This window comes from Streptomyces corchorusii (assembly GCF_001514055.1).
Taxonomy (GTDB): domain Bacteria; phylum Actinomycetota; class Actinomycetes; order Streptomycetales; family Streptomycetaceae; genus Streptomyces; species Streptomyces olivaceoviridis.
The window spans coordinates 118,641-137,866 of sequence record NZ_KQ948368.1; the positions used below are offsets into that span (position 1 = coordinate 118,641).

Below are 19,226 nucleotides of genomic sequence, written 5' to 3' on the forward strand. Positions count from 1 at the left end.
CAGGCCGCCCGCGATCTCGCGGAACTGTGCGGCTTCATCTGGCCTCGGCCGTTGCCTTCACCTCTGTGTCCACCGTGTGCGTTATGGTTCTGGCCGGCGATCCCCAACCCATGACTGTCCTTCAAAGTGAGGACCAGTGACGTGTCTTGTCAGGGACCGTCCCACGACCCGTGGATCGCTTCAGCGTCTTCACCCGATCACGTCAGAAAGAATCGGATGCGCATCAAGAACGCGGGCGTCGTGCTCGCAGGTACCGTCGTGATGGCTGCTGTGGCCGTGACGCCCGCCGGCGCCGCCACCACCACCACCAGCCTTCCCAGCCCGTCGGTCACGGGTGTGCTCGCCGTGCAGAAGCAGGCGATGGCCAACGGGGCGCCTGGCGCGCTCACCCGCATCGACTCGGGCGCCTCCAGCTACCGGATCGCCGTGGGGAAGGCGGACACCGCGGCCGACACGGCAATGGACGCCGACCGCAGGTTCCGCGTCGGCAGCGTCAGCAAGACCTTCACCACCGTGGTGCTGCTGCAACTCGTCGCCGAGGGACGCGTCGACCTGGACGCGCCGGCGAACGACTACCTCCCCAAGCCGCTGCCGGACGATCGCATCACCGTGCGTCACTTGCTGAGCCATCGCAGTGGCTTGTGGGACTACACGAACGACATGTTCTACCACACCGTCCCGGGCTTCGAGGCGGTCCGGAACAAGGTGTTCACGTTCCAGGAACTCATCGACCTCTCGACCGCGCACCAGCCCACCAACCAGCCGGGCGCCGCCTACAGCTACTCCAACACCAACTTCGTGGTACTGGGCCAGCTGATCGAGCACGTCACCGGTGTGCCGATGGCCACGCAGTACGAGCAGCGGATCTTCCAGCCGCTCGGCCTGAAGAACACCTCCTACGTGCATCCGCAGACGACCATCACCGGCTCCTACGCGCGGGGTTACGTCCGCGACGACGACACGACCCTGCCGCTGGTGGACTCCACCGAGCAGACCGTCTCCTGGGCCCAGTCCGCCGGTGCGGTGATCTCGAACTCGGCCGATCTGAACCGGTTCTTCGCCGCGATCGTCTCCGGCAAGCTCGTCCCGCAGCCGCAGTTGCGGGAGATGATGAGCATGGTCCCGGTGAACGCGGACGGCACCCAGTCCTACGGACTCGGCCTCCGGGGCAGGAAACTGTCCTGCGGTGTGACGGTCTACGGTCACACCGGCACCGTGCAGGGCTACTACACGTACGCCTTCACGACGGCCGACGGCAAGCGCAGCATGACGTCGATGGCGAACACGTCCAACAACGGCACCGTCAACACCGTGCTGGCCGGCACTCTGGAAGCCGCGTTCTGCGGCGTCGACCCGGTCGAGAACAGCAAGGTCGCCCGCTCCGGCGGTGAGGCCTTCACCGAGGACATCGCTCCCCAGGTCGTCCGCCACTGAGGCTCCCGCACACCCGCGAGGGCCTCGACGAGGCGGTCGCCGCGTTCTACGACCAGGCGGCCGTACCGCACAGTGGGTCCCCGGCCGAGTCCTCGGCCGGGGCCCGTGCTCAGCGCACGCCGGTCACCTGACGAGACGGGCGTAGGCCCGCGCCGCTGTGGTGTCCCTGGCGCGCACGTCCGTGCTCCTCGACCGTCGGGTTCCGGTCACCCTCGGCAGGCGAGCCAGCCCCTCGCGCCCGCCCCCCGCCGGCGTCCGAGTTCCCCCCAGTCAGCCGGGCACGGCCATGTCACGCGAGGAGCACGGCGGGGGAAGAGGGCGGGACGCCTCCGCGGGCAGGGAGCACGGGACCCCGCGCTGGTAGACGCGCGGCGACACGCCCAGCCGGCTGACGTAGGCGCGGCGCTGTGCTTCGAGGCTGCAGAAGCCCGACATGGGCGACAAGCGTCGCGGCCAGGACCTTGGCAGCGTCCTCGGGGCGTCCGGTCTGACCAGGCTCGACCTGCCGGTCGGCCTGAGCGTCTTCCCCCCACGAACTGGTCCGCGGCCCGAAGATCTGGGCCGAGCGCGCCTACAGCGACCTGGTCTACTTCAACGACCGGATCCCCTACGGCGGCCACTTCGCAGCCTTCGAACAACCCCTGCTCTTCACGCAGGAGGTCAGGAACTTCGCCCGCATCGTGAAGTGATCCATGACATGCGGTGAACACACGCTGCGTGTGTTCACGACCCACGTCAGCGGTGCGGTCCGGCAACGGAGCGATGGCAGGCACAGCATCACACCTGCCACCGCTCCGGCGCGTCCGGCCACACTCCCGCCGCCCACCGCCGCATCGGCCCCGCCGCCCCGCTGCTCCAGCCGCCCACCGCCCCGGATAGATGACGCATCATCCAGTTAGTTGACACGTCATCTTTCTGGGTCTACGGTGATTGAAGATTGAACGGCAAGGTGGCCCGGCCCCAGCCGACCACCCCAGCAAGGAGAAGACCATGGGACAGCTCGACGGCAAGACAGCAGTCGTCACCGGCGGCACCAGCGGCATCGGACTGGCCACAGCCCGCCGCTTCCGCGAAGAAGGCGCCCGCGTCTACATCACCGGCCGCAACAAGGACACCCTCGACAAGGCCATCACCGAGATCGGCGGCAACACCATCGGCGTCCAGGCCGACAGCGCCGACCTCGCCAGCCTGGACCGCCTCTACACCACCATCGCCGACGCCGGACACCACATCGACATCCTCTTCGCCAACGCCGGCGGCGGCACCTTCGCCACCCTCGAACAGGTCACCGAAGAACACTTCGACACCACCTTCGACACCAACGTCAAGGGCACCCTCTTCACCGTCCAGAAGGCACTGCCCCTGTTGAACGACGGCGCCTCCGTCATCCTCACCGGCTCCACCGCCGGCAGCGTCGGCAACGAAGCCTTCGGCGTCTACGGCGCCTCCAAGGCCGCCATCCGCTCCTTCGCCCGCACCTGGGCCAACGAACTGCGCACCCGCACCATCCGCGTCAACACCATCGCCCCCGGCCCCATCACCACCCCCGGCCTCAACGGACTCGCCCCCAACGACGAGCAGGCCGCCCAACTGCGCGACACCCTCGCCGCCGGCGTCCCCCTCGGCCGCATGGGCCAGCCCGAAGAAGTCGCCAACCTCGCCCTCTTCCTCGCCACCGACCAGTCCAGCTACATCACCGGCACCGAAATCTTCGTCGACGGCGGCGCCAACCAGGTCTGACCACCACAAACCCACTCACCCCACACCCACCGCAGCACACCGGCAGGGGCCGCGGCACCGCCCCGGACCCGCGCCCCGTCCGCCGCACATCACCGCATCCCGGTACACCCTCCCCCACCCAGCAGGACATGCCCCGGAAGGCCAAAGCCGCGGACAAGGAGAGTCATGAGCGATCGCCTCGCCCCAGCCGGCCCCCGGGGCGGGTCCGTGTCCCGAACGTCCGAGCCGGACAGCCGGAGCGGATGGCCGGCCGTGGGATCCGCGGCGACGATGTCGTTCGTGCTGGTGCTCTCGGAATTTCTTCCTGTGGGCCTGCTGCCCTCTATCGGCGACAGCCTCCACGTGAACACCGGCACCGCGGGACTCCTCGTGGTCGTCCCCGGAGTCGCCGCGGCCGTGGCCGCGCCGCTCCTCACCGCAGCCTCGGGTCGGCTCGACCGCCGGCACGTCCTGCTCACCCTCGCCGCACTGATCACAGTGTCCAACGCCCTGGCCGCCCTGGCGCCCAACATGACCGTCATGATCGCCGCACGCCTGCTCCTGGGTCTCGGCGTCGGTGGCTTCTGGGCCATGGGGGCCGGAGTCGGCAGCCGTCTCGTTGCTCCCGCCGACGCGGACCGCCCGGCTTCGTTCATCACGGCGGGCATCTCGGCCGGAACCGTCGTCAGTCTCCCGCTCGGCGCAATGATCGGTCACCTCGCCGGATGGCGCACCGCCTTCGACGTCGCCGCCGTCGCGGCACTGCTGACGCTGGTCTTCCTCAGGATCGCACTGCCCACCCTGAAGCCGACCGACACCGTGCGTCCGGCCTCGCTCGGCAACGTCCTGCGCACCCCGTCCGCCGCCCTCGCCCTGCTGGCCACCGCCGTCGCCTTCTTCGGCCACTTCACCGCCTACACCTACATCACCCCCCACCTCCAGCAGCACGCCCACCTGAGCCCCGGCGCCGTCACCGCCGTGCTCCTCGGCTACGGACTGGCGGGACTCACGGGGAACTTCCTCGTCGGCCTCGTCACCGGGCGTTCCCTGCGCGCCCTGGCCGCCCTCACCGGCCTCGTCCTCGCCACAGCGGTCCTGCTGCTCACCGTCACGACCTCGACCCCCTTCGTGATCGTCCTCGTCCTGCTGTGGGGCGCGGCCTTCGGAGGGGTGCCCCCTATCGGGCAGGCCCGGGTCATGCGCCTGTTCCCGCAGGCCCCCGAGGCCGCCCTGGCCCTCCTCGTCACCGCCTCGCAGACCTTCCTCGCGGTTGGCTCCTTCACCGGTGGCGTCCTGACCGACCACCACGGGACCAGCACCGCCTTTACGTTCGGTGCCCTCGTGGTGCTGCTCAGCGCCCTGGTGCCGGTTCGCACCCGCTGAACGGCACGGTGATCGACGCCGCCGAGGCACGGCCCCCGTGGCATGGTCCGGAAGTATGCATGAAGTTGCCCGGCGAGTGGTATGTGATACATCAACAAAATAGGGGGTGTCGTGACGGAGGAACCGCCCCGGTGGCTTACGGCGGCCGAGGAGCAGGCATGGCGTGGTCTGCTACGTGCACTTGAGCGACTGATCACACATACCGAGCGTCCCTTGCGGAGTCAGTTCAGCCTGTCCGCCGCCGACTACTCGGTGCTGGCCGAGCTGACCCGCGTCCCTGACGGCCGACTGCGCGTTCTGGAACTCGCGAGGGAACTCGGATGGGAGAAGAGCAGGCTGTCCCACCACCTGGCGCGCATGACGCGACGCGGCCTCGTCGACCGCGAGGTTTGCGCCAGTGACCGGCGCGGGGTGTACGTGCGGGTCACACCGGCCGGCCACGAGGCCATAGCGACAGCCGCACCTCGCCACGTGGAGGACGTCCGCAGTCTCTTCCTCGACCACCTGACCCCCGGCCAAATAGCCCTGCTGGCGGAGATCACCGAGGAGCTGATCGAGAACCTCACACGGGTGCCCGACAGCCACTGACACTCCGACTCACACATCGTCGGCGTCGGCCGGGAACTGTTCCCGCCTGACACCGACCTCGACGCTGTCTTCCTCCGCGACGGCGCCCTCACCGTTTTCGAGGACGAGCGCAGCGCCGCCCCCGAGCCACCCGCAGCGGCATGCGTCGGGCCGGAGCAGGGACTGATGAACACCAAGCGGTGCTGCGGACGTTCCCGCCTGTCGCCGGGGTGCGCAACCGCGCGTTCGGCGGCGGTGCCTCGGGCGCGGCGGAGCGTCGACTGTCACCAGGCTCGGGGGGACGGGGGTCAGCGTCTGCGGGCCCAGCCGGAACCGATACCGGCCACGTGCAGAGCCAGCGCAGTCAGCCCCAGCAGCATCACATTCGTCGAAGTGAACACATCGTTGGTGCCGAGATCCGCCGCGTTGATCAGAAACGCCAGGAAGAACAGCACCGCCGCGACTATGCCGAGCATGAGACGAACTCCTCTCGAAGGGTGTGAAGCCCGTATGCCCGGCCACCGGCTCCGCAGACGTAGGGCCGCGCCCGACTGTCGCCGGCCCGCCAGGCGCGGCCCCCGCCGAGTCGGCGGGCCGGCGGTAGTGACCGTCTCAGGCGTGCGCGTGGCGAGGGCTTGCCGCCCTGTGTGATGCGGCGTGATGCGCGGGCCGGCCTGTCCTGGGGACTTCGAGGCGCCGCAGGGACAGGCTTGCGGTGACGAGGAGGCCGGCGAAGACGGCGAGCAGGAGGACGCACGCCCACATCTGCCGGCTCCCCGGCGCCTGCCAGCCGGTCCAGGCGGCGCACACCGCCCACAACAGGACGCCCCCGGCGTAGAAGGAACGGACACGGTGCAGCTGCCGCACGGCCCGCAGGAACATGACGCGCTCAGTCATCGGTGCCATGCGGGGCCGTATACCCCGAAGAGCCTCGGCTACCAGGGAGGTAAAAGCCTTGGAGGCGGGAACGACGGCGCACAGTGCGCGGAGCTGCCGCCGGCCGCCGGGCCGGGGTGACTGGTGCGAGCTGCCGCGGGTCGAGCGGGGCGCGGTGGGGAGGCCATCCGCTTCGCCGACCTCCGCGGCCGGCAGGCGGAAATCGTGCAGAACATGGGCCGGGCAGTGCGGCTCGACCGTGACGGCACCACGAAGGCCGCCCGGATCGACGTACCGGTCTTCCCTCAGCCGGCTGAGGACCCGCCCGCGCCCGGGGTTCACGCGCGGGCGGCGGTGAAGCACGCCCGGGGACCGGGACACTGTTGCGGGAACGGACCGTTACGGGACCAACCGGGCATTCCGTGCTCCATTTCGAGCAGCGGTACGCGGACTTCGTCGCCGAGGCGCACGGTGCCGAGCCGCGCGGCCAGGAGGCGGGAAAGCGCACCGTGTCATCCGAGTCCGGAGCGAGCGCGACGAACTCGGCGCCGCCGCGCTGCACGAGCAGCCCCGGCTCTTCGGGGAGGAACTCCGGGCCTACGCCCGCCGACCGGTCAGCCCCGGGGCCTCTCCGCGGGCCGCGCCGGGGCGGTGCATGGCCGCCACACCCGGCGCGTACCCGGCCGGGTGATGAGCGGCGGTGTCAGGTGTTGGGGACACGGTCGGGAAGTGTCCGCTGCCTACCTGCCCTCAAGAGAGGCGGGTGTGGCACCGGGCGGGCCGAGGATGACGTCGCCGAACTCTTCGGTGAGGGCCTGGAACAGCTCCATGTCCCACTCGGTCTGCGGGGTCGCCAGATGCGCGGGCGTCCCGGAGCGGGCGATCAGTTCGGCGAACCTGCCCGGTGACGTGATGGTCAGGGAACGGGCTCCTTCGGGACCGGCCTTCAGGGTGTGCGGCGTGTTCATCGGGATGGTGAAGAAGTCACCCGAACGCAGGGTGAAGGTGTCGGGTCCGGCCCACACGGTCAGGGAGCCGGAGAGGACGAAGACGCGTTCCTCGTAGGCGGTGTGCAGGTGCAGTGGTGTGCCCGAGTCGCCGGGCAGGGTGATGTCCGACAGGTCGTGACGACCGTCGGTCTCCTCCGCGGTCGTGAGCACGGACAGGCGCAGATGCCCGCCCAGGACGAACTGGCGGGAGGCCGGGACGGGCGGTGGGGAGGGGAAATCGGTCATGGTGACTGGCCTTTGGGAGGGGGCTGGTGCGGACGCCTTCCGGGGCACGGCGGCTGCCGTGTGCCGGAAGGGGGTGGGTGGGGGGTACCGGGCGATGACGGGCGGCCCGGGTGACGGCACGCCGCGGGCCGGACGGTGCCGTCAGGCTTCCAACATCCTGCGGATGGCTTCGATCCGGTCGTCGATCATCCGGCTTCCTATCGCGGTTCCCGGGATGAAGTGGGCCACGTGGAACGCCTTGCCGTAGTGGCGGAGGTCGGTGGGGACCCCGGCCTGGATGAGCAGACGCGCGTAGTCGAGTGCTTCGTCGCGGGTCGGGTCGATCTGGTAGGCCACGACCAGGGCGGGGGGAAGCCCGGCCAGGTCCTCCACCCGCGCGCGGGCCACAGCGGCGTGCACCGGGACGTCCGCGGCACCAGGCTCGGCGGTGCCGCGCAGGTAGTGCCCCCAAGCGATCGGCGAGTTGGCGGACTGCCATACCGGTGTGTCCCGCAGGGTCCTCATCGAGGGGGTGTTCAACCGGTCGTCGACGGTGGGCGCGTCGAGGAACTGGGCGAGCAGGCGGGGGCCCCCGCGCTCCCGCGTCAGCATCGTGAGCGCCGCGGCCAGCCCGCCCCCGGCGCTCTCGCCCAGGACACCGAGGCGGTCGGCGTCGATCCCGTGCTCACCACCCTGCTCGGCGGCCCAGACGAGGGCCGCGTAGCTGTCTTCCAGACCCGCGGGGAAGGGATGCTCGGGAGCCAGGCGGTAGTCCACGGCCACGACGATGACGCCCGCCCGCTCGGCGAGCATCCGGGCCGGCGAGTCGATCAGGGCCAGACTGCCCATGACGTAGCCGCCGCCGTGCAGGTAGAGCAGCCCGGGAAGTGTGCCGGAGCGTTCGGCGGGCGCGTAGACCCGCACCCGTACGTCGCCCGCGCCCGAGGGGCCGGGGACGGTCACGTCCCGCACGGACAAGGGCGTCTGTGGTTCGTGGACGGGAAGGTGCTCGGACACCAGTCGTTCCGCTTCCCGCGCCGCCGCCAGATCCGAGAGGTCGGCCGTCGGGAGAGCGGCCGCCACGGCGGCGAGTTCGGGGTCGAGTAGGTGAGGCATGAGGTTCCTTGGGGGTGGGGGGTGCGTGAGGTGCCGCCGCGTCCGGCCGCGGAATCGTGCAACGTGTGCCACGTCGGCCACATGTGTTCGCGTCTCCCACGCCATGGCCCGCCCCGGCAGGCACGGAAGCGTTGTTCCCGCCGGGGCGGCATCCGCGGACGGCGGGTCCGCCTTCCGGCACGGACGACGTCGGCTACCAGCTCACGCGAGTCGGTACGCCGGCCCGAGGGGCACGAACGCGCCGGGATCAGTCGAGGGTGAGGATGATGCGGTCGTGCACCTCGCCGCTCTCCAGGCGTCGGTGCGCCTCGGCGGCACTCCGCATGGGCATCAGCGTGCGTGCCTTCAGCCGGAGACGCTTCTCGGCCAGCATGGCCATGCCTTCGTCCAGGGCGCCGGGGGCACGGTCCGTCGTGGGTTCCGAGAGGACCACGCCGAAACCGGCTGCCGCGGGATCCGACAGGGTGATGACCCGGTCGGGCCCGCCCGCGAGTGCGACGGCGTCGGCGAGGGCGCCCTTGCCCGCCGCGTCGAAGACGGCGTCCACAGGACCGAGTGCGCGCACCGCCCCGACGAGACCGGAGCCGTACCGCACGGGGTGCGCGCCGAGTTCCGCGGCCAGTGCGTCGTCCCGCTGCCCTACGGCGCTGATCACCCGGACCCCTTGGGCCACCGCGAGCTGCGTGGCGATCACGCCGACCGAGCCGCCGCCCCCGAGGAGCAGCAGCGTCTCCCCTGCCTTGATCCGCAGCTGGCCGAGCACGCCGGCCGCCGCCTCCACGGAGCTCGGCAGCGCCGCCGCGTCCGCCCAGGAGACGGAGCCCGGCTTGTGCGTCCAGATCGACGCCACGGCGTATTCGGCGTAACCGCCCCGGTCGAAGAGGAGAGCGGCCACCTCGTCACCGACCTCGGTCCCCGACACTCCGGGGCCCACGGCGTCGACGACGCCGGCCACCTCGTACCCGAGAACGGGAGTCTCGGGCAGGGGGAACCGCAGGTGGCCTGCGCGGATCGCCAGGTCGGTCGGGCCCACACCCGCGGCCTTGACCCGGATCCGCACCTGAGCCTCCCCGGGCTCCGGGAGCGGAACGGCCGTCCACTCCAGCACGTCCGGTGGTCCGTACCCGGTCATCACAACGGCGTTCGGCACAGTGCTCGCTCCTTGCTTCGCGGGGCCCAATGTAGTTGACGCATCACGCAAATATGAATCGACCGTCACAGCCGGTCTCACCCCCGCGAGTGCCTACCGCACCAGAATCTGGCCGGGCGGACTTCTTCGCCGAATTGCTGCTCACCTCGGGAAGAGTTGATGCGTCAACCATACGAGGTCAAGCCGCCGCTGTGTCAACCCCTCTCCCGATCACCGTGGCTGGTTTGGACCACGTCAGACGCCGTCACCGAAGCGGCGGTACGGCGGCCCACCCGACGGTGCGCCATCGCCACGATCCCCGTGGTCAAGGAAGTGCCCGGCACGCCGAGGATCGCGGGCGGCGAGCGGGTGAGGGAGCGGTTCGGCCATCTCCGCGTCGGTCATCGCGGCGCCGGTGGCCGCGATGCTTGTGATCAAGCGCAGCGGCGGTGCGTCGGTTCCAGAGACCGCCGCCTGGTCGGCGGCTGCATCATGGACGTGGGTTCCGTCGCAGGACTCACTGATGCGGATCGTGTGCTTGGCCAGAGGCGGGCTGTGGGTAGCCGTGGAACGCCCCGGCCACCACGGGGATCAGCTGCCGCCCGATCTCTTCGACGGACATGGCGGCCAGCTCGGTACCGATGGGCGCCAGTGCGAGCCAGTTCAGCATGCCGGCCGCGCACCGCGTGCGGAAGATCAACTCCTTCTCGTCGGCGCCGGGTAGATTGGCCGTCAGCACCCTGAGGGCGTCTCGGCGGCTCCGGTCGAACTTGTCGGTCAGCCGCTGCCAGCCCTGGGGTGGATCGATCCCGACGCGCGCCACGGTCCGCATCACGGCCAGCTGCTCTCCGCCGGCCGCCAGCGCGCGCGTCATCGGTCGGGCGAACGCCGCCGCCACCTCTTGCAGCGTCGAGGTGTCGTCAAGGAGGCCGAGCTCCTGGATCTGCTCGTCCAGATAGCGTTCCAGCGCGTACTCGATCGCGGAGTCGCACAGCGACTTGAGCGACCCGAAGTGGTAACTGACCGCTGCGACGTTGGCCCCGACGCGATCGGTGATATCGCGGAGTGTCACGCCCTCCTGCCCGCGTTGCGCGAGCAGCTCCAGGGCGGCCATCAGCAGGGCGTCCCGCGTGCGCTGACCGGCCGCGCGGCGTAGATCCGCCTTTTCGTCTCGCACCACGAAATTTACTCAAGCAGTCGCTTCAGTACATTGTCAAACACCTGCTCTCGCGCGGTGCCCAGGCGGCCCTCCGGCTCGCTGCTCCTCCTGGTCGCGGCCGGCGGTGCCAGTCTCTTCAAGCAGTCCGGTGACCGGGTTGCTCGATTCTCCGCGACCGACGTTTGAGGGCGTGATCGCTTGCCCATGGTCGCGACGAGACCGCGGCCTCGAAACCGCCTCAGGCTCACCCGCGAGGACGAAGCAGCCGCGCGCGGCGTACTCGACGAAGCCCTGTCCGCGCTGCTCGGCATGGGGGTGGAGGCGGGGGGCGAGCTGGTACGCAGCCTGGTCCCCAGGTGCGGAGGCAGTCTCCGAGGCCGCCGCGCGGTTCAAGGCGGACCTGCTGGTCGTCAGCCCTCACCACCGTGGCGCCCTCGCCGCCCTGTTCACCCGCGGCTTGCCCCGGCTCGGGGGTCACGGCCGCGGCCGACACCTTCGTCGACACCCGCTACTGGGGCGTCTTCGAACGTCCGGGTCATGCCCAGGCTCGGGCCGCCATCGCCTGCCACCTGATCGCACCCACCCGAACGCCTCGTACCAGGAGCTCGACGCCGACTGACACCGCCGTCGCCTCGGCCCGCCCGCAGAACCCGCGACCCCGCGCGCAGGCAGAGGGTCGGTTGACGGCGTGGGGATCATTGCGCATATAGTTGATACATCACCGAGATGTTGGAGTAAGCCCCACGCGCGCTCCCCTCGGGTAGGACATGCGCGCTCCCCCCCGGGACGAAAGGGCATGTCATGGCCGAGAACCCGTTCACCGCGCGCGCCGACTCGCCACGCCTCCTCGGACAGAGCCCGTCAGCCTGGCCCGCCGGACTCTCCTCGTCATCTTCTCGACGCCGGAGGACACCCGGAACCGCATTCCGATCGACGCCCGTCACATGCCGACGCTCCAGGGCTGGTACGCGAGTCCGCGTTTCGGCGCCAAGGCGGAGGCGAACCGGCACCTCATCGGAGTCGGGGTGCGGGCATGGCGCTGCCTTCCGTCACTCGACCCCCAGATCCCGACCGAGGAACGCATCATGGACTCCACCAGTCTTGCCCTTACGGGCTCGGCGATCGACGGCGGCCTGTTCGTCGACATCACCGACTTCGCCCGGGACACACCCGCGCTGCATACCCCGATGGCTTGGCTGAGCAGCTACGGCATCCTCGTCTTCGTAGCCCTGCTCGCTTTCACATGGTGGCGAGCCCGCGCCGCGTCGTCTGCGGCCATGGCCTGTGCGATGGCCGGCTTCGTATCCGCCCCTATAGCTTCGCTGGTCAACACAGGTATCAAGGATGCGGTCGCCGAGACGCGGCCATGCCGGGTGTTCGCCCACGCATATGTGATCGAGACATGTCCCGGTGCGGAGGACTACTCCTTCCCGAGCAATCACGCTGTTGTCTCGTTCGCCGCTGTGGCAGCCCTGCTGGTCATCAACCGACGCCTGGGCGGAGTGGCGCTGCTTGCCGCACTCCCCCTGGCCTTTTCCCGCGTCTATGTCGGAGCCCACTACCCGCACGACGTCCTGGCCGGCGCCCTTCTCGGCATCCTCATCGGGATGCCGGTCACTCTCGCCGGCCGCCGCTACGGGACGACGGCCGTCGACTACTTGCGCAGAGGGCCGGGCCGCCTCCTCGTCGGTTCGCCCCATCGGACCGCACCTCGGTCCGCGACCTGACATCGTTGCCCGTCGTTCGTCGGCGATCGGCCGAAGAGGGGCATCGTCACAGCGGAGGCACGGATCGCAGGCTCGGCGGTGCCCAGCCAGAGCCCGCTCGTCGCAGGGGTGAGCCCGCGTGGCGACGTGGGCCTTCGCTGCTCAGGTACGAGATCACGAACCGTCACGCACGTTACCCGAAGGGATCAGTGCTGTGCTTTTCGGTCGCACCGGAGAATTGCACGTTCTTTCGTCCATGGCGGAGGCCGCACTGCGTGGGAGAGGTAAGGCTGTATTCCTCGGTGGACGGCACGGGATCGGGAAAAGCGCTCTCCTGGACGCCGTCGCACAGATGCACGCACCGTCGTTCCGGTTATTACGGGTGACAGGTCATCCCGATGAGTCGGGCTTGCCCTTCGCCGCTGTGGAGCGGCTGCTGGCCCCGGTACGGGACAGCGTCCAAGGGCTGCCGAGACCGCAGCGGCTGGCGCTGCGCGTCGTCCTCGGGCTCGAAGAAGGCTCCACCGATCCGTTCTTCGTCCGTATGGCGGTGACAGGGGCGCTGCAAGCGGCGGCGCGGAAACGCCCTCTGATGGTGCTCGTGGACGACGTGGACTCGCTCGACAGGGAATCGGCCGGAGTCATCTCCTTCTTCTCCCGGCGGATCGACGGGGCCCCGATCTGCCTGGTGTGTGCCGGAACCGACGCGGGGAGGAGGGCCTCGGGGAAAATCGAAGGCGAGAGACTGGTCCTGGGGCCGCTCAGCCAGGTCGAGAGTCTGGCTTTCCTCGAATGGCTGGCGCCCTCCAGCTCGCCGGAGACGAGGAACCGAGTCGTCGAGGAATCCGGCGGAATTCCCCTTCTACTGCGTGACGCTTCGAGAGTCTTGACGTCCGTGCGGCTCTCCGGACGTGAGCCGCTGCCTGCCGGGCGCCGCGCCCCGGCGTCGCCGGCCGGCATCGTTCCGGGCGGTGTGGACACTGCGGAACCGCCGGCCGATCTGGTCGTCCCCCAGGGGCCTGCCCCGGGTGCGTGCCGCGTCCGTACCCGGCCGGACGCCGCTGACGGCCATGAGCCTCGTCCGGCTGTCGTGCGCCACCACATCCTCGGCACCGGGCTGTCGGACCGGGTCCTCGTCCCTGCGGCGGCAGGACGTCGTCCCCCACGGGCCGTCCTCCCCTTCGTAGCGGCGGAACACGCCTTCGCCCAGGGGGACCTCGATCGTCTGGCCGAACTGGTGGACGAGACCCGCACGGTGGGCGAGGCGGGCATGCGGAATCGTTACGCCAGACTCCGGGCCATCGACACCCTCGTGACCCGCTCGCCGACCGCGGCGGTCGAGCAACTGCTGGCGGCGGCACGGATGCCCGACGCCGACGATCCCGCCTTCGCGATCGACACGCTGAACATGGCGGCGGCGGCCGCATGGCTCGCAGGAGACCCGTGTGCCCTGGAGGAGGTGCACGGCGCCCGCGCGAGGCTGATGGCTACCTGGGACGCACCGCCGCCTCCGGAGCCGACCGGTGGCCCCGTGGCCCTGCGTGTACTGGCCGGTCCGTGGGAGGCGGTCGGCCGGGCCGACGCAGAAGGGGCCGAGGACTCGACGGGGGCGGTGTCCGCGGCCCGAGGGAGAGCGGCGAGTATGCCCCTGCCCGGCTTCCCGATGCTGCCGGAGTCCGGACCGGTGGACGCCTCCGGGCGCCTCCTGGCCTTCTACGTCGGGCTCTTGCGACGTGCCGTGAAGGACGGCGAGTGGGGGTCCGTTCCGGTGGCCGCCTACTGGGCTGCCTGCCTGGAGACCTGGCTGGGACGCTGGGAACACGCCACGGACCACCTCCGCCTGGGTCTTTCGAGCGCAGAGCGGACCCGGCAGGATGTCCTCACCGGCCACCTGCGGAGCCTCAGCGCCTGGCTGCACGCGGTTCGCGGTGACGTGGCGGCCTGCCGAGCCGAAGCCGAGGCGTGCCTGGCGGAATCGGCCGTGCACGTGACGGACTCCGCCCGCCTGGCGGCCCAGGGCGCCCTGGTGTTCGCCGCACTGAGCCAGGGCAGACCGGAGGAGGCGCCCGGACTGCTGCCGTTGCCCCCCGCCGGCACGGGAGAGACGATTCTGGGCGGTCGCGGCTCGCTGGCCGTGTCCGATCTGATAGAGGCCGCCTACCGCGCGTTCGAGATGCCCCGGGCAAGGGAGATGCTGGACGTGTGGAGACGGCGCAGGCCCCAGGCGCGCGCCGGCGGGACCGAAGTGCTCATGTTGCGTTGCGAGGCGTTGCTGGAGGAGAACGCCGACACCATGGAGCGCAAGTTCCACCAGGTGTTGGCGATCGCTCATCCCAACGACTTCGAGCGGGCCCGCACACGGCTCCTGTTCGGCGAAAGGCTCAGGAGAGCCCGGCGGACACAGTCTGCCCGCGAGGAACTGCTCGCCGCTGTCGGAACCTTCCGACTCGTCGGTGCCCCCCTGTGGTCCGGCCGTGCCCAGCGGGAACTCGACGCCTGCACGGTACGTTCGACGGCGGAGGAGGAGGGCTGGGACGCACTCACGGCGCAGGAGCGGCAGGTGGTGCGGTTGGCAGGGCAGGGACTGACCAACCGGCAGATCGCCCGGGCCCTGTTCATCAGCCCACGCACCGTCGGATACCACCTCTACAAGGCATTTCCGAAGCTCGACATCCGTTCGCGCCGCCAGATCGGAGAAGTGGTGCCGAGCGTCGGCACAGCGCTTGAGGACCCCGGCTGACGGGCGAGTGCCGGTTCTTTCCGCCGAGCCCAGCCGGGCACCCCCGGCGCCGAGGCCCGACGCCGGGTCCCGGCGGAAGTCCGCGTCCTGCTCGCCGAGGGATCCGCCGGACGCGACGAGCGAACCCACGGACCCGCCGCACGGGGTCGTAGGTTCTCCCCGCCGGGAAGACCTACGGCGACCGGGTACGAGTCGGCGTCCTCCGTCGGTCACGCTTCACCGAGGCCCTCGGGTAGACCGCGGTCGGAGCCGGCTTGACCGTCGCCTGGTTCGAGCAGGCGGCGGAAGCACTCAGCGGAGTTCCGGTGAGGATGATCAGGCCGGTGCTGACCGGCCGGGTCGTCGCCGACAACGACCTCCACACCCGTCCGGCAGCGAAGGGATCGCGCCCACGACCCCGGCCACCGCCATCGCCACCGCCATCGCCACCGTCGACTTCAGGACGTCACAGGACCGGTCCCGGCCGTCGCGTTCCATGCCGTGGCGAGATCCTCCAGATCAGCCGGGTCGGGACGGCCGGGCATGCGGGCGACGGCCTGCCGCCGGGCCATGCCGACGAGGTCGGCGGCGGACAGCCTCATGAGGCGGTCGCGCGCGTCCTGGAGCAGCCGCTCCGCCGCGCCGGTGATCGCCTCGTGTCCGAGCGGGCGCTCGGCGGGGAGACCCTCCGTGAGAAGACCGTGGAGCGTGGCCCCCAGATCCGCCGTGCCGATGTCGCGCACCGTGACCGACAAGTGGGCGGACAGCCCTCGTTCGCCCGTGGCGCTGTGCGCGAAACCGCGCGGCACGTAGAGCACCTCGCCGGCGTCGAGCGTGGTCCGCAGGATCTCCGCGGGCTCCGGGCCCGCCGACGGGTCCACCGGGCCGGCACGCCAGTCCGCGCTGTCCGGCTTCGCATGGATGCGCCAGTCCTTCCGCCCGGCGACTTGGAGCACCAGCACGTCCGCGTCGTCTCGGTGCAGCGGCAGTCCCTGGTGGCCCGGAGGGGTGACGAAGAAGAACGCCTCCACCCCTCGGCCCAGTTCTCCGGCGAGCGCGGCGAGCACCTCGCGTGTGGGCCCGTGCCAGTGGTCGACGGAGCGCAGCAGCAAAGTGGCGCCCTTCTCCAGGAGGGACCTGATCCTGCCGCCGTCGGCGAAACCGGCGGGAGCCGCCCGGGAGATGTGCCGCGTGGTGGTGTAGGAGCCGAGCGGGATCGGTCCCTCCTCCCACATCTCGAAGTACGGCTCCCGGAACAGACCGGTCGCCAGCACCGTGTCGACATCCGCGAGTGTGAAGGGGCTGGGGGTGCCCGAGGGCGGCCGGAACACGCCGGGCCGGGTTTCCCAGTAGGCGGAGAAGAACTCCTGCGGGTCGCCTACCCACTGGTCGAGTATCGGTGTGCCCATCGTTTCCCTTCTTCCGGTTCCTTGGGCGCGGGCGGCGCCCCTCCGGCCGGGTCCCGGCAGGTTCGGGGCGAGGCGGGTCGGGAGACGCGCCGCCGGCTTTCGTTCTCCACCCGTCACTTCACGCCGACGACCATGTACTCCGGTCCGTCGAGGTGGGACACCGACGTCTCGCGGAAGCCGGCGTCGGTCATCCAGGACGTGCATTCGGCGCCGGTGTACCCCAGCCCGCCGACCGACACCAGCGAGACGTTGAGGCTCATGACCATGCCCGTGGTGTTGACGCGGCGTTCGTCGTCGATGAGCGATTCGTACACCAGCAGCCGGCCCCCCGACGGCAGCGCGTCGTACGCCTTGTGGATCAGCATCTGCTTGGTGACCAGGTCCCAGTCGTGCAGCACGTGGCCCATGACGATGACGTCCCCCGTGGGAAGCGGGTCCGAGAAGAAGTTACCGGTGACCAGGTGTGCCCGGTCCTGGACGCCGGCGGTCTCCACGTAGGCGGAGAACCGGTCACCGACCTGGGGCAGGTCGAAGCCGACGCCCCGCAGGTGGGGGTGCGCGCGAAGCATGTGGGCCAGGAACGCGCCCTCCGAGCAGCCCACATCGACCACCTCGCGCACCCCTGACCAGTCGAACGCGCTTGTGAGTGCCAGGTGGGCGCCCATGCTGTACCCGGTCATGGAGCGGACGAAGCCGGTGACCTGGTCGGGCGTGGCGAACGCTTCGCCGAACGTGTCGTCGTCGGCGCTGACCGGCATCATGCGCGCGCCGGGAGCGGTGCCCGCGGCCCGTCCCGTCGCGGCCGCCGCCAGGGCGTGGTCGTAGTTGAGGCGTTCGCCCGTGCGCAGGCAGTCGCTCAGCAGGGTGCGGGACGGATAGACGGAGTTCAGATAGAGCAGGTATCCGGAGATGTCATGGACCGGGTCGTCCGGGTTCAGGTAGGCCGCCGACAGCGGGGAGGTCCGGTAGACGCCGTCCTCCCGTTCGAGAAGGCCCACGGAGACCAGGATGTCGAAGAAGTCGCGTGCGCCGCGCCCCTTCAGAGACAGCGCGGCGCACAACTCCTCGACGGTGGACGGGTTCTTGGCGACTTCCGCGAACACGCCCAGCTCCACGGCGCTCAGCACGACCTTCGACGTCCAGAACGCCGTGGCGACCTTGATGATCTCGTGCGGTGACTGCCCGGCGGTGCCTTGTCGTTCCATGTCCTCTCCTCACATGTGGGGCGGGTGATGCGGGATGACTGCGGGCTCACACCTCGTCGGCCGGCAGCCGTACGATGTCCACGTGCTTGCGCGAGCCGCTGCCGGCGAATTCACCGGCGCGCACCTCGCGCACGCGCACGGGAAGTTCGCCGCCGATGAGCAAGGTGAGGTCGTCGGCCAGGCGTACCGTGTCGAGGGCGACGTGACCCGTCGACTGCACGCGTAGTTCGAGCAGGTCATCGCCGTACAGGGCGAGTTGGAACCGCGCGACGGGACGCGTGCGAACGAGACGTGAGAACTCGCCGCCGGACACGGTCCGGCCGCTCGGCAGGGTCACACCGGAGGTCTCACGGCCCTCGATCAGCCGGAGCGCCGGATGGGGAAGCCCGCAGCCGCAGGGCTCCGGGGCGAGGGCGCCGATGTCGCCGGTGCGGTAACGCAGCAGCGGCATGGCCCGGTTGACCAGGTTGCTGACGACGATCTCGCCGCTCTCGCCGTCGGGCAGCGGGCGGCCGTCGGCGTCGACGACCTCGACCCAGAGGCGCTCCGCCTCGACGTGGTAGCCGCCCTTGCCGCATTCGGCGGCGATGGTGCCGAACTCGCGCATGCCGTAACTGTCCATGACGGGTGCGCCGTAGCTCCGTTCGAGTGTCTCGCGCGCACCGGGCAGCAGCCGTTCCCCGAACGTCATGACCGCGCGCGGGGTGAGGGACCGGTCCGCCGCGGCGAGCGCGCTCGCGAGGCGCAGGCAGGACGACGGATGACCGAAGACGATGTCGGGGGCGAAGCCGGCTGCCCGCACCGCCAGATCGACGTCGTCCGGCCCCGGGGGCGTGGTCGTGCCGAATTCCGCCATGCGGGCCAGCCCGAAGCCAGGGGCCACGTACTCGAACCAGCCACCCTGCAACCATCCCTGAAAGGGCATCAGCAGTTTGAAGTGGAGCTGCCCGGTGAAGGGTACGGCCATCCGTATGCGTGCCGCGTACGTGTGCACGAGGTGGTCCTCGTCCACGACGAAGCGCAGCGGGATGCCGGAGGTGCCGGATGTCGAGGCGACCCGGCACCTGTCCGGTTCCAGGGCGTCGCTGAGCAGGCTGTCCGGGTCCTCCCGGACGGTGTCCTTGTCCAGGAGCGGAAGGGAGCGCAGCGCGCCGAGCGGGTCGGCCCCCGCGTCCGCGGGGATCAGAGGACGGTAACGGGGCACCCGTTGGCCCGCGTGCCGCAGGGCCTCGGCGAGGCGCGAGCGGCGGAAGGCGTCAAGGCCGTCCGCCGTGAAGCCGACGGTCCGGGAGCGTTCGTACTCCTCGTGGATACGGGGGAAGAGGATGCCCTGGTACGTGTTCTCCTCAAGGACCGTCCGGTATCTCTCACGCAGTTGGTCCGGGGTGAATTGCTGGGTCGGTCCCATGAGGTCGGTCCTTCCTCCAGGAACTGGTGGTGCGGGGGCGGTGCCGGTGTACGGCACCGCCCCCGGACTGCGGCGATCAGATGTCGCCCAGCGTGTTGATCTCCTTGATCTCCGACATGTCCGTCACCTCCCTTCGGGGGTCTGGCCGGCCGCTCGGTGACGTTGCCGGCACGGGGCGCGCT

General features: G+C 70.3%; 16 protein-coding genes. 6 read left to right on the forward strand and 10 right to left on the reverse strand.

Features of this window, described 5'->3' with window-relative positions:
- Positions 1 to 216 precede the first annotated feature (216 nt).
- Positions 217 to 1,434: a serine hydrolase domain-containing protein gene (locus AQJ11_RS36025; RefSeq protein ID WP_059266083.1), complete on the forward strand. Its 1,218-nt coding sequence runs from the start codon at positions 217 to 219 to the stop codon at positions 1,432 to 1,434.
- A gap of 270 nt (positions 1,435 to 1,704) precedes the next feature.
- Here the strand turns inward: AQJ11_RS36025 and AQJ11_RS49440 are convergent, their stop codons facing one another.
- Positions 1,705 to 1,869 (reverse strand): hypothetical protein, encoded by a 165-nt coding sequence (locus tag AQJ11_RS49440; protein WP_159061742.1) that lies wholly within the window; start codon positions 1,867 to 1,869, stop codon positions 1,705 to 1,707.
- 555 nt (positions 1,870 to 2,424) lie between these two features.
- On the opposite strand from AQJ11_RS49440, the gene AQJ11_RS36030 reads away from it, so the two are divergent.
- The 3 genes from AQJ11_RS36030 to AQJ11_RS36040 all read left to right on the forward strand — a co-directional run bounded on the left by AQJ11_RS36030 (position 2,425) and on the right by AQJ11_RS36040 (position 5,124).
- Positions 2,425 to 3,174: a glucose 1-dehydrogenase gene (locus AQJ11_RS36030; protein WP_059266084.1), complete on the forward strand. Its 750-nt coding sequence runs from the start codon at positions 2,425 to 2,427 to the stop codon at positions 3,172 to 3,174.
- A gap of 270 nt (positions 3,175 to 3,444) precedes the next feature.
- A complete protein-coding gene (locus AQJ11_RS36035) occupies positions 3,445 to 4,536 on the forward strand; it encodes an MFS transporter (RefSeq protein WP_059266085.1) in 1,092 nt (363 codons plus the stop codon).
- A gap of 213 nt (positions 4,537 to 4,749) precedes the next feature.
- On the forward strand, positions 4,750 to 5,124 hold the full coding sequence (locus AQJ11_RS36040; RefSeq protein WP_341846312.1) for a MarR family winged helix-turn-helix transcriptional regulator: 375 nt from the start codon (positions 4,750 to 4,752) through the stop codon (positions 5,122 to 5,124).
- A 287-nt stretch (positions 5,125 to 5,411) separates the two neighbouring features.
- Here AQJ11_RS36040 and AQJ11_RS50110 read toward each other — a convergent pair whose 3' ends face one another.
- The 6 genes from AQJ11_RS50110 to AQJ11_RS36065 all read right to left on the reverse strand — a co-directional run bounded on the left by AQJ11_RS50110 (position 5,412) and on the right by AQJ11_RS36065 (position 10,618).
- A complete protein-coding gene (locus AQJ11_RS50110; protein WP_167360896.1) occupies positions 5,412 to 5,579 on the reverse strand; it encodes a hypothetical protein in 168 nt (55 codons plus the stop codon).
- Positions 5,580 to 5,715: 136 nt separating this feature from the next.
- The gene (locus tag AQJ11_RS36045; protein WP_041664811.1) at positions 5,716 to 6,009 is read right to left on the reverse strand and encodes a hypothetical protein; all 294 of its coding nucleotides are present in this window, start codon (positions 6,007 to 6,009) and stop codon (positions 5,716 to 5,718) included.
- Between the two features lie 710 nt (positions 6,010 to 6,719).
- Entirely contained in the window at positions 6,720 to 7,214 is a 495-nt protein-coding gene (locus tag AQJ11_RS36050) for a cupin domain-containing protein (RefSeq protein WP_014669652.1), read from the reverse strand.
- Between the two features lie 141 nt (positions 7,215 to 7,355).
- Positions 7,356 to 8,309 (reverse strand): alpha/beta hydrolase, encoded by a 954-nt coding sequence (locus AQJ11_RS36055; RefSeq protein ID WP_059266086.1) that lies wholly within the window; start codon positions 8,307 to 8,309, stop codon positions 7,356 to 7,358.
- A 247-nt stretch (positions 8,310 to 8,556) separates the two neighbouring features.
- Positions 8,557 to 9,459, reverse strand: coding sequence for an NADP-dependent oxidoreductase (locus AQJ11_RS36060; RefSeq protein WP_059266087.1), 903 nt, complete (start codon positions 9,457 to 9,459; stop codon positions 8,557 to 8,559).
- Positions 9,460 to 9,955: 496 nt separating this feature from the next.
- A complete protein-coding gene (locus tag AQJ11_RS36065; protein ID WP_244218529.1) occupies positions 9,956 to 10,618 on the reverse strand; it encodes a TetR/AcrR family transcriptional regulator in 663 nt (220 codons plus the stop codon).
- Between the two features lie 923 nt (positions 10,619 to 11,541).
- Here AQJ11_RS36065 and AQJ11_RS47195 point away from each other — a divergent pair.
- Positions 11,542 to 12,324 (forward strand): phosphatase PAP2 family protein, encoded by a 783-nt coding sequence (locus AQJ11_RS47195; RefSeq protein WP_244218530.1) that lies wholly within the window; start codon positions 11,542 to 11,544, stop codon positions 12,322 to 12,324.
- A gap of 235 nt (positions 12,325 to 12,559) precedes the next feature.
- Positions 12,560 to 15,043: a helix-turn-helix transcriptional regulator gene (locus tag AQJ11_RS36075; protein WP_244218531.1), complete on the forward strand. Its 2,484-nt coding sequence runs from the start codon at positions 12,560 to 12,562 to the stop codon at positions 15,041 to 15,043.
- A 437-nt stretch (positions 15,044 to 15,480) separates the two neighbouring features.
- Here the strand turns inward: AQJ11_RS36075 and AQJ11_RS36080 are convergent, their stop codons facing one another.
- The 3 genes from AQJ11_RS36080 to AQJ11_RS36090 form a co-directional block, all read right to left on the reverse strand.
- Positions 15,481 to 16,431 carry a JmjC domain-containing protein gene (locus AQJ11_RS36080; RefSeq protein ID WP_059266089.1) on the reverse strand — a complete coding sequence of 317 codons (951 nt, stop codon included), beginning with the start codon at positions 16,429 to 16,431 and terminating at the stop codon, positions 15,481 to 15,483.
- 113 nt (positions 16,432 to 16,544) lie between these two features.
- Positions 16,545 to 17,636: a methyltransferase gene (locus AQJ11_RS36085; protein ID WP_059266090.1), complete on the reverse strand. Its 1,092-nt coding sequence runs from the start codon at positions 17,634 to 17,636 to the stop codon at positions 16,545 to 16,547.
- 46 nt (positions 17,637 to 17,682) lie between these two features.
- The gene (locus AQJ11_RS36090) at positions 17,683 to 19,044 is read right to left on the reverse strand and encodes a phenylacetate--CoA ligase family protein (RefSeq protein WP_059266091.1); all 1,362 of its coding nucleotides are present in this window, start codon (positions 19,042 to 19,044) and stop codon (positions 17,683 to 17,685) included.
- Positions 19,045 to 19,226: the final 182 nt, after the last annotated feature.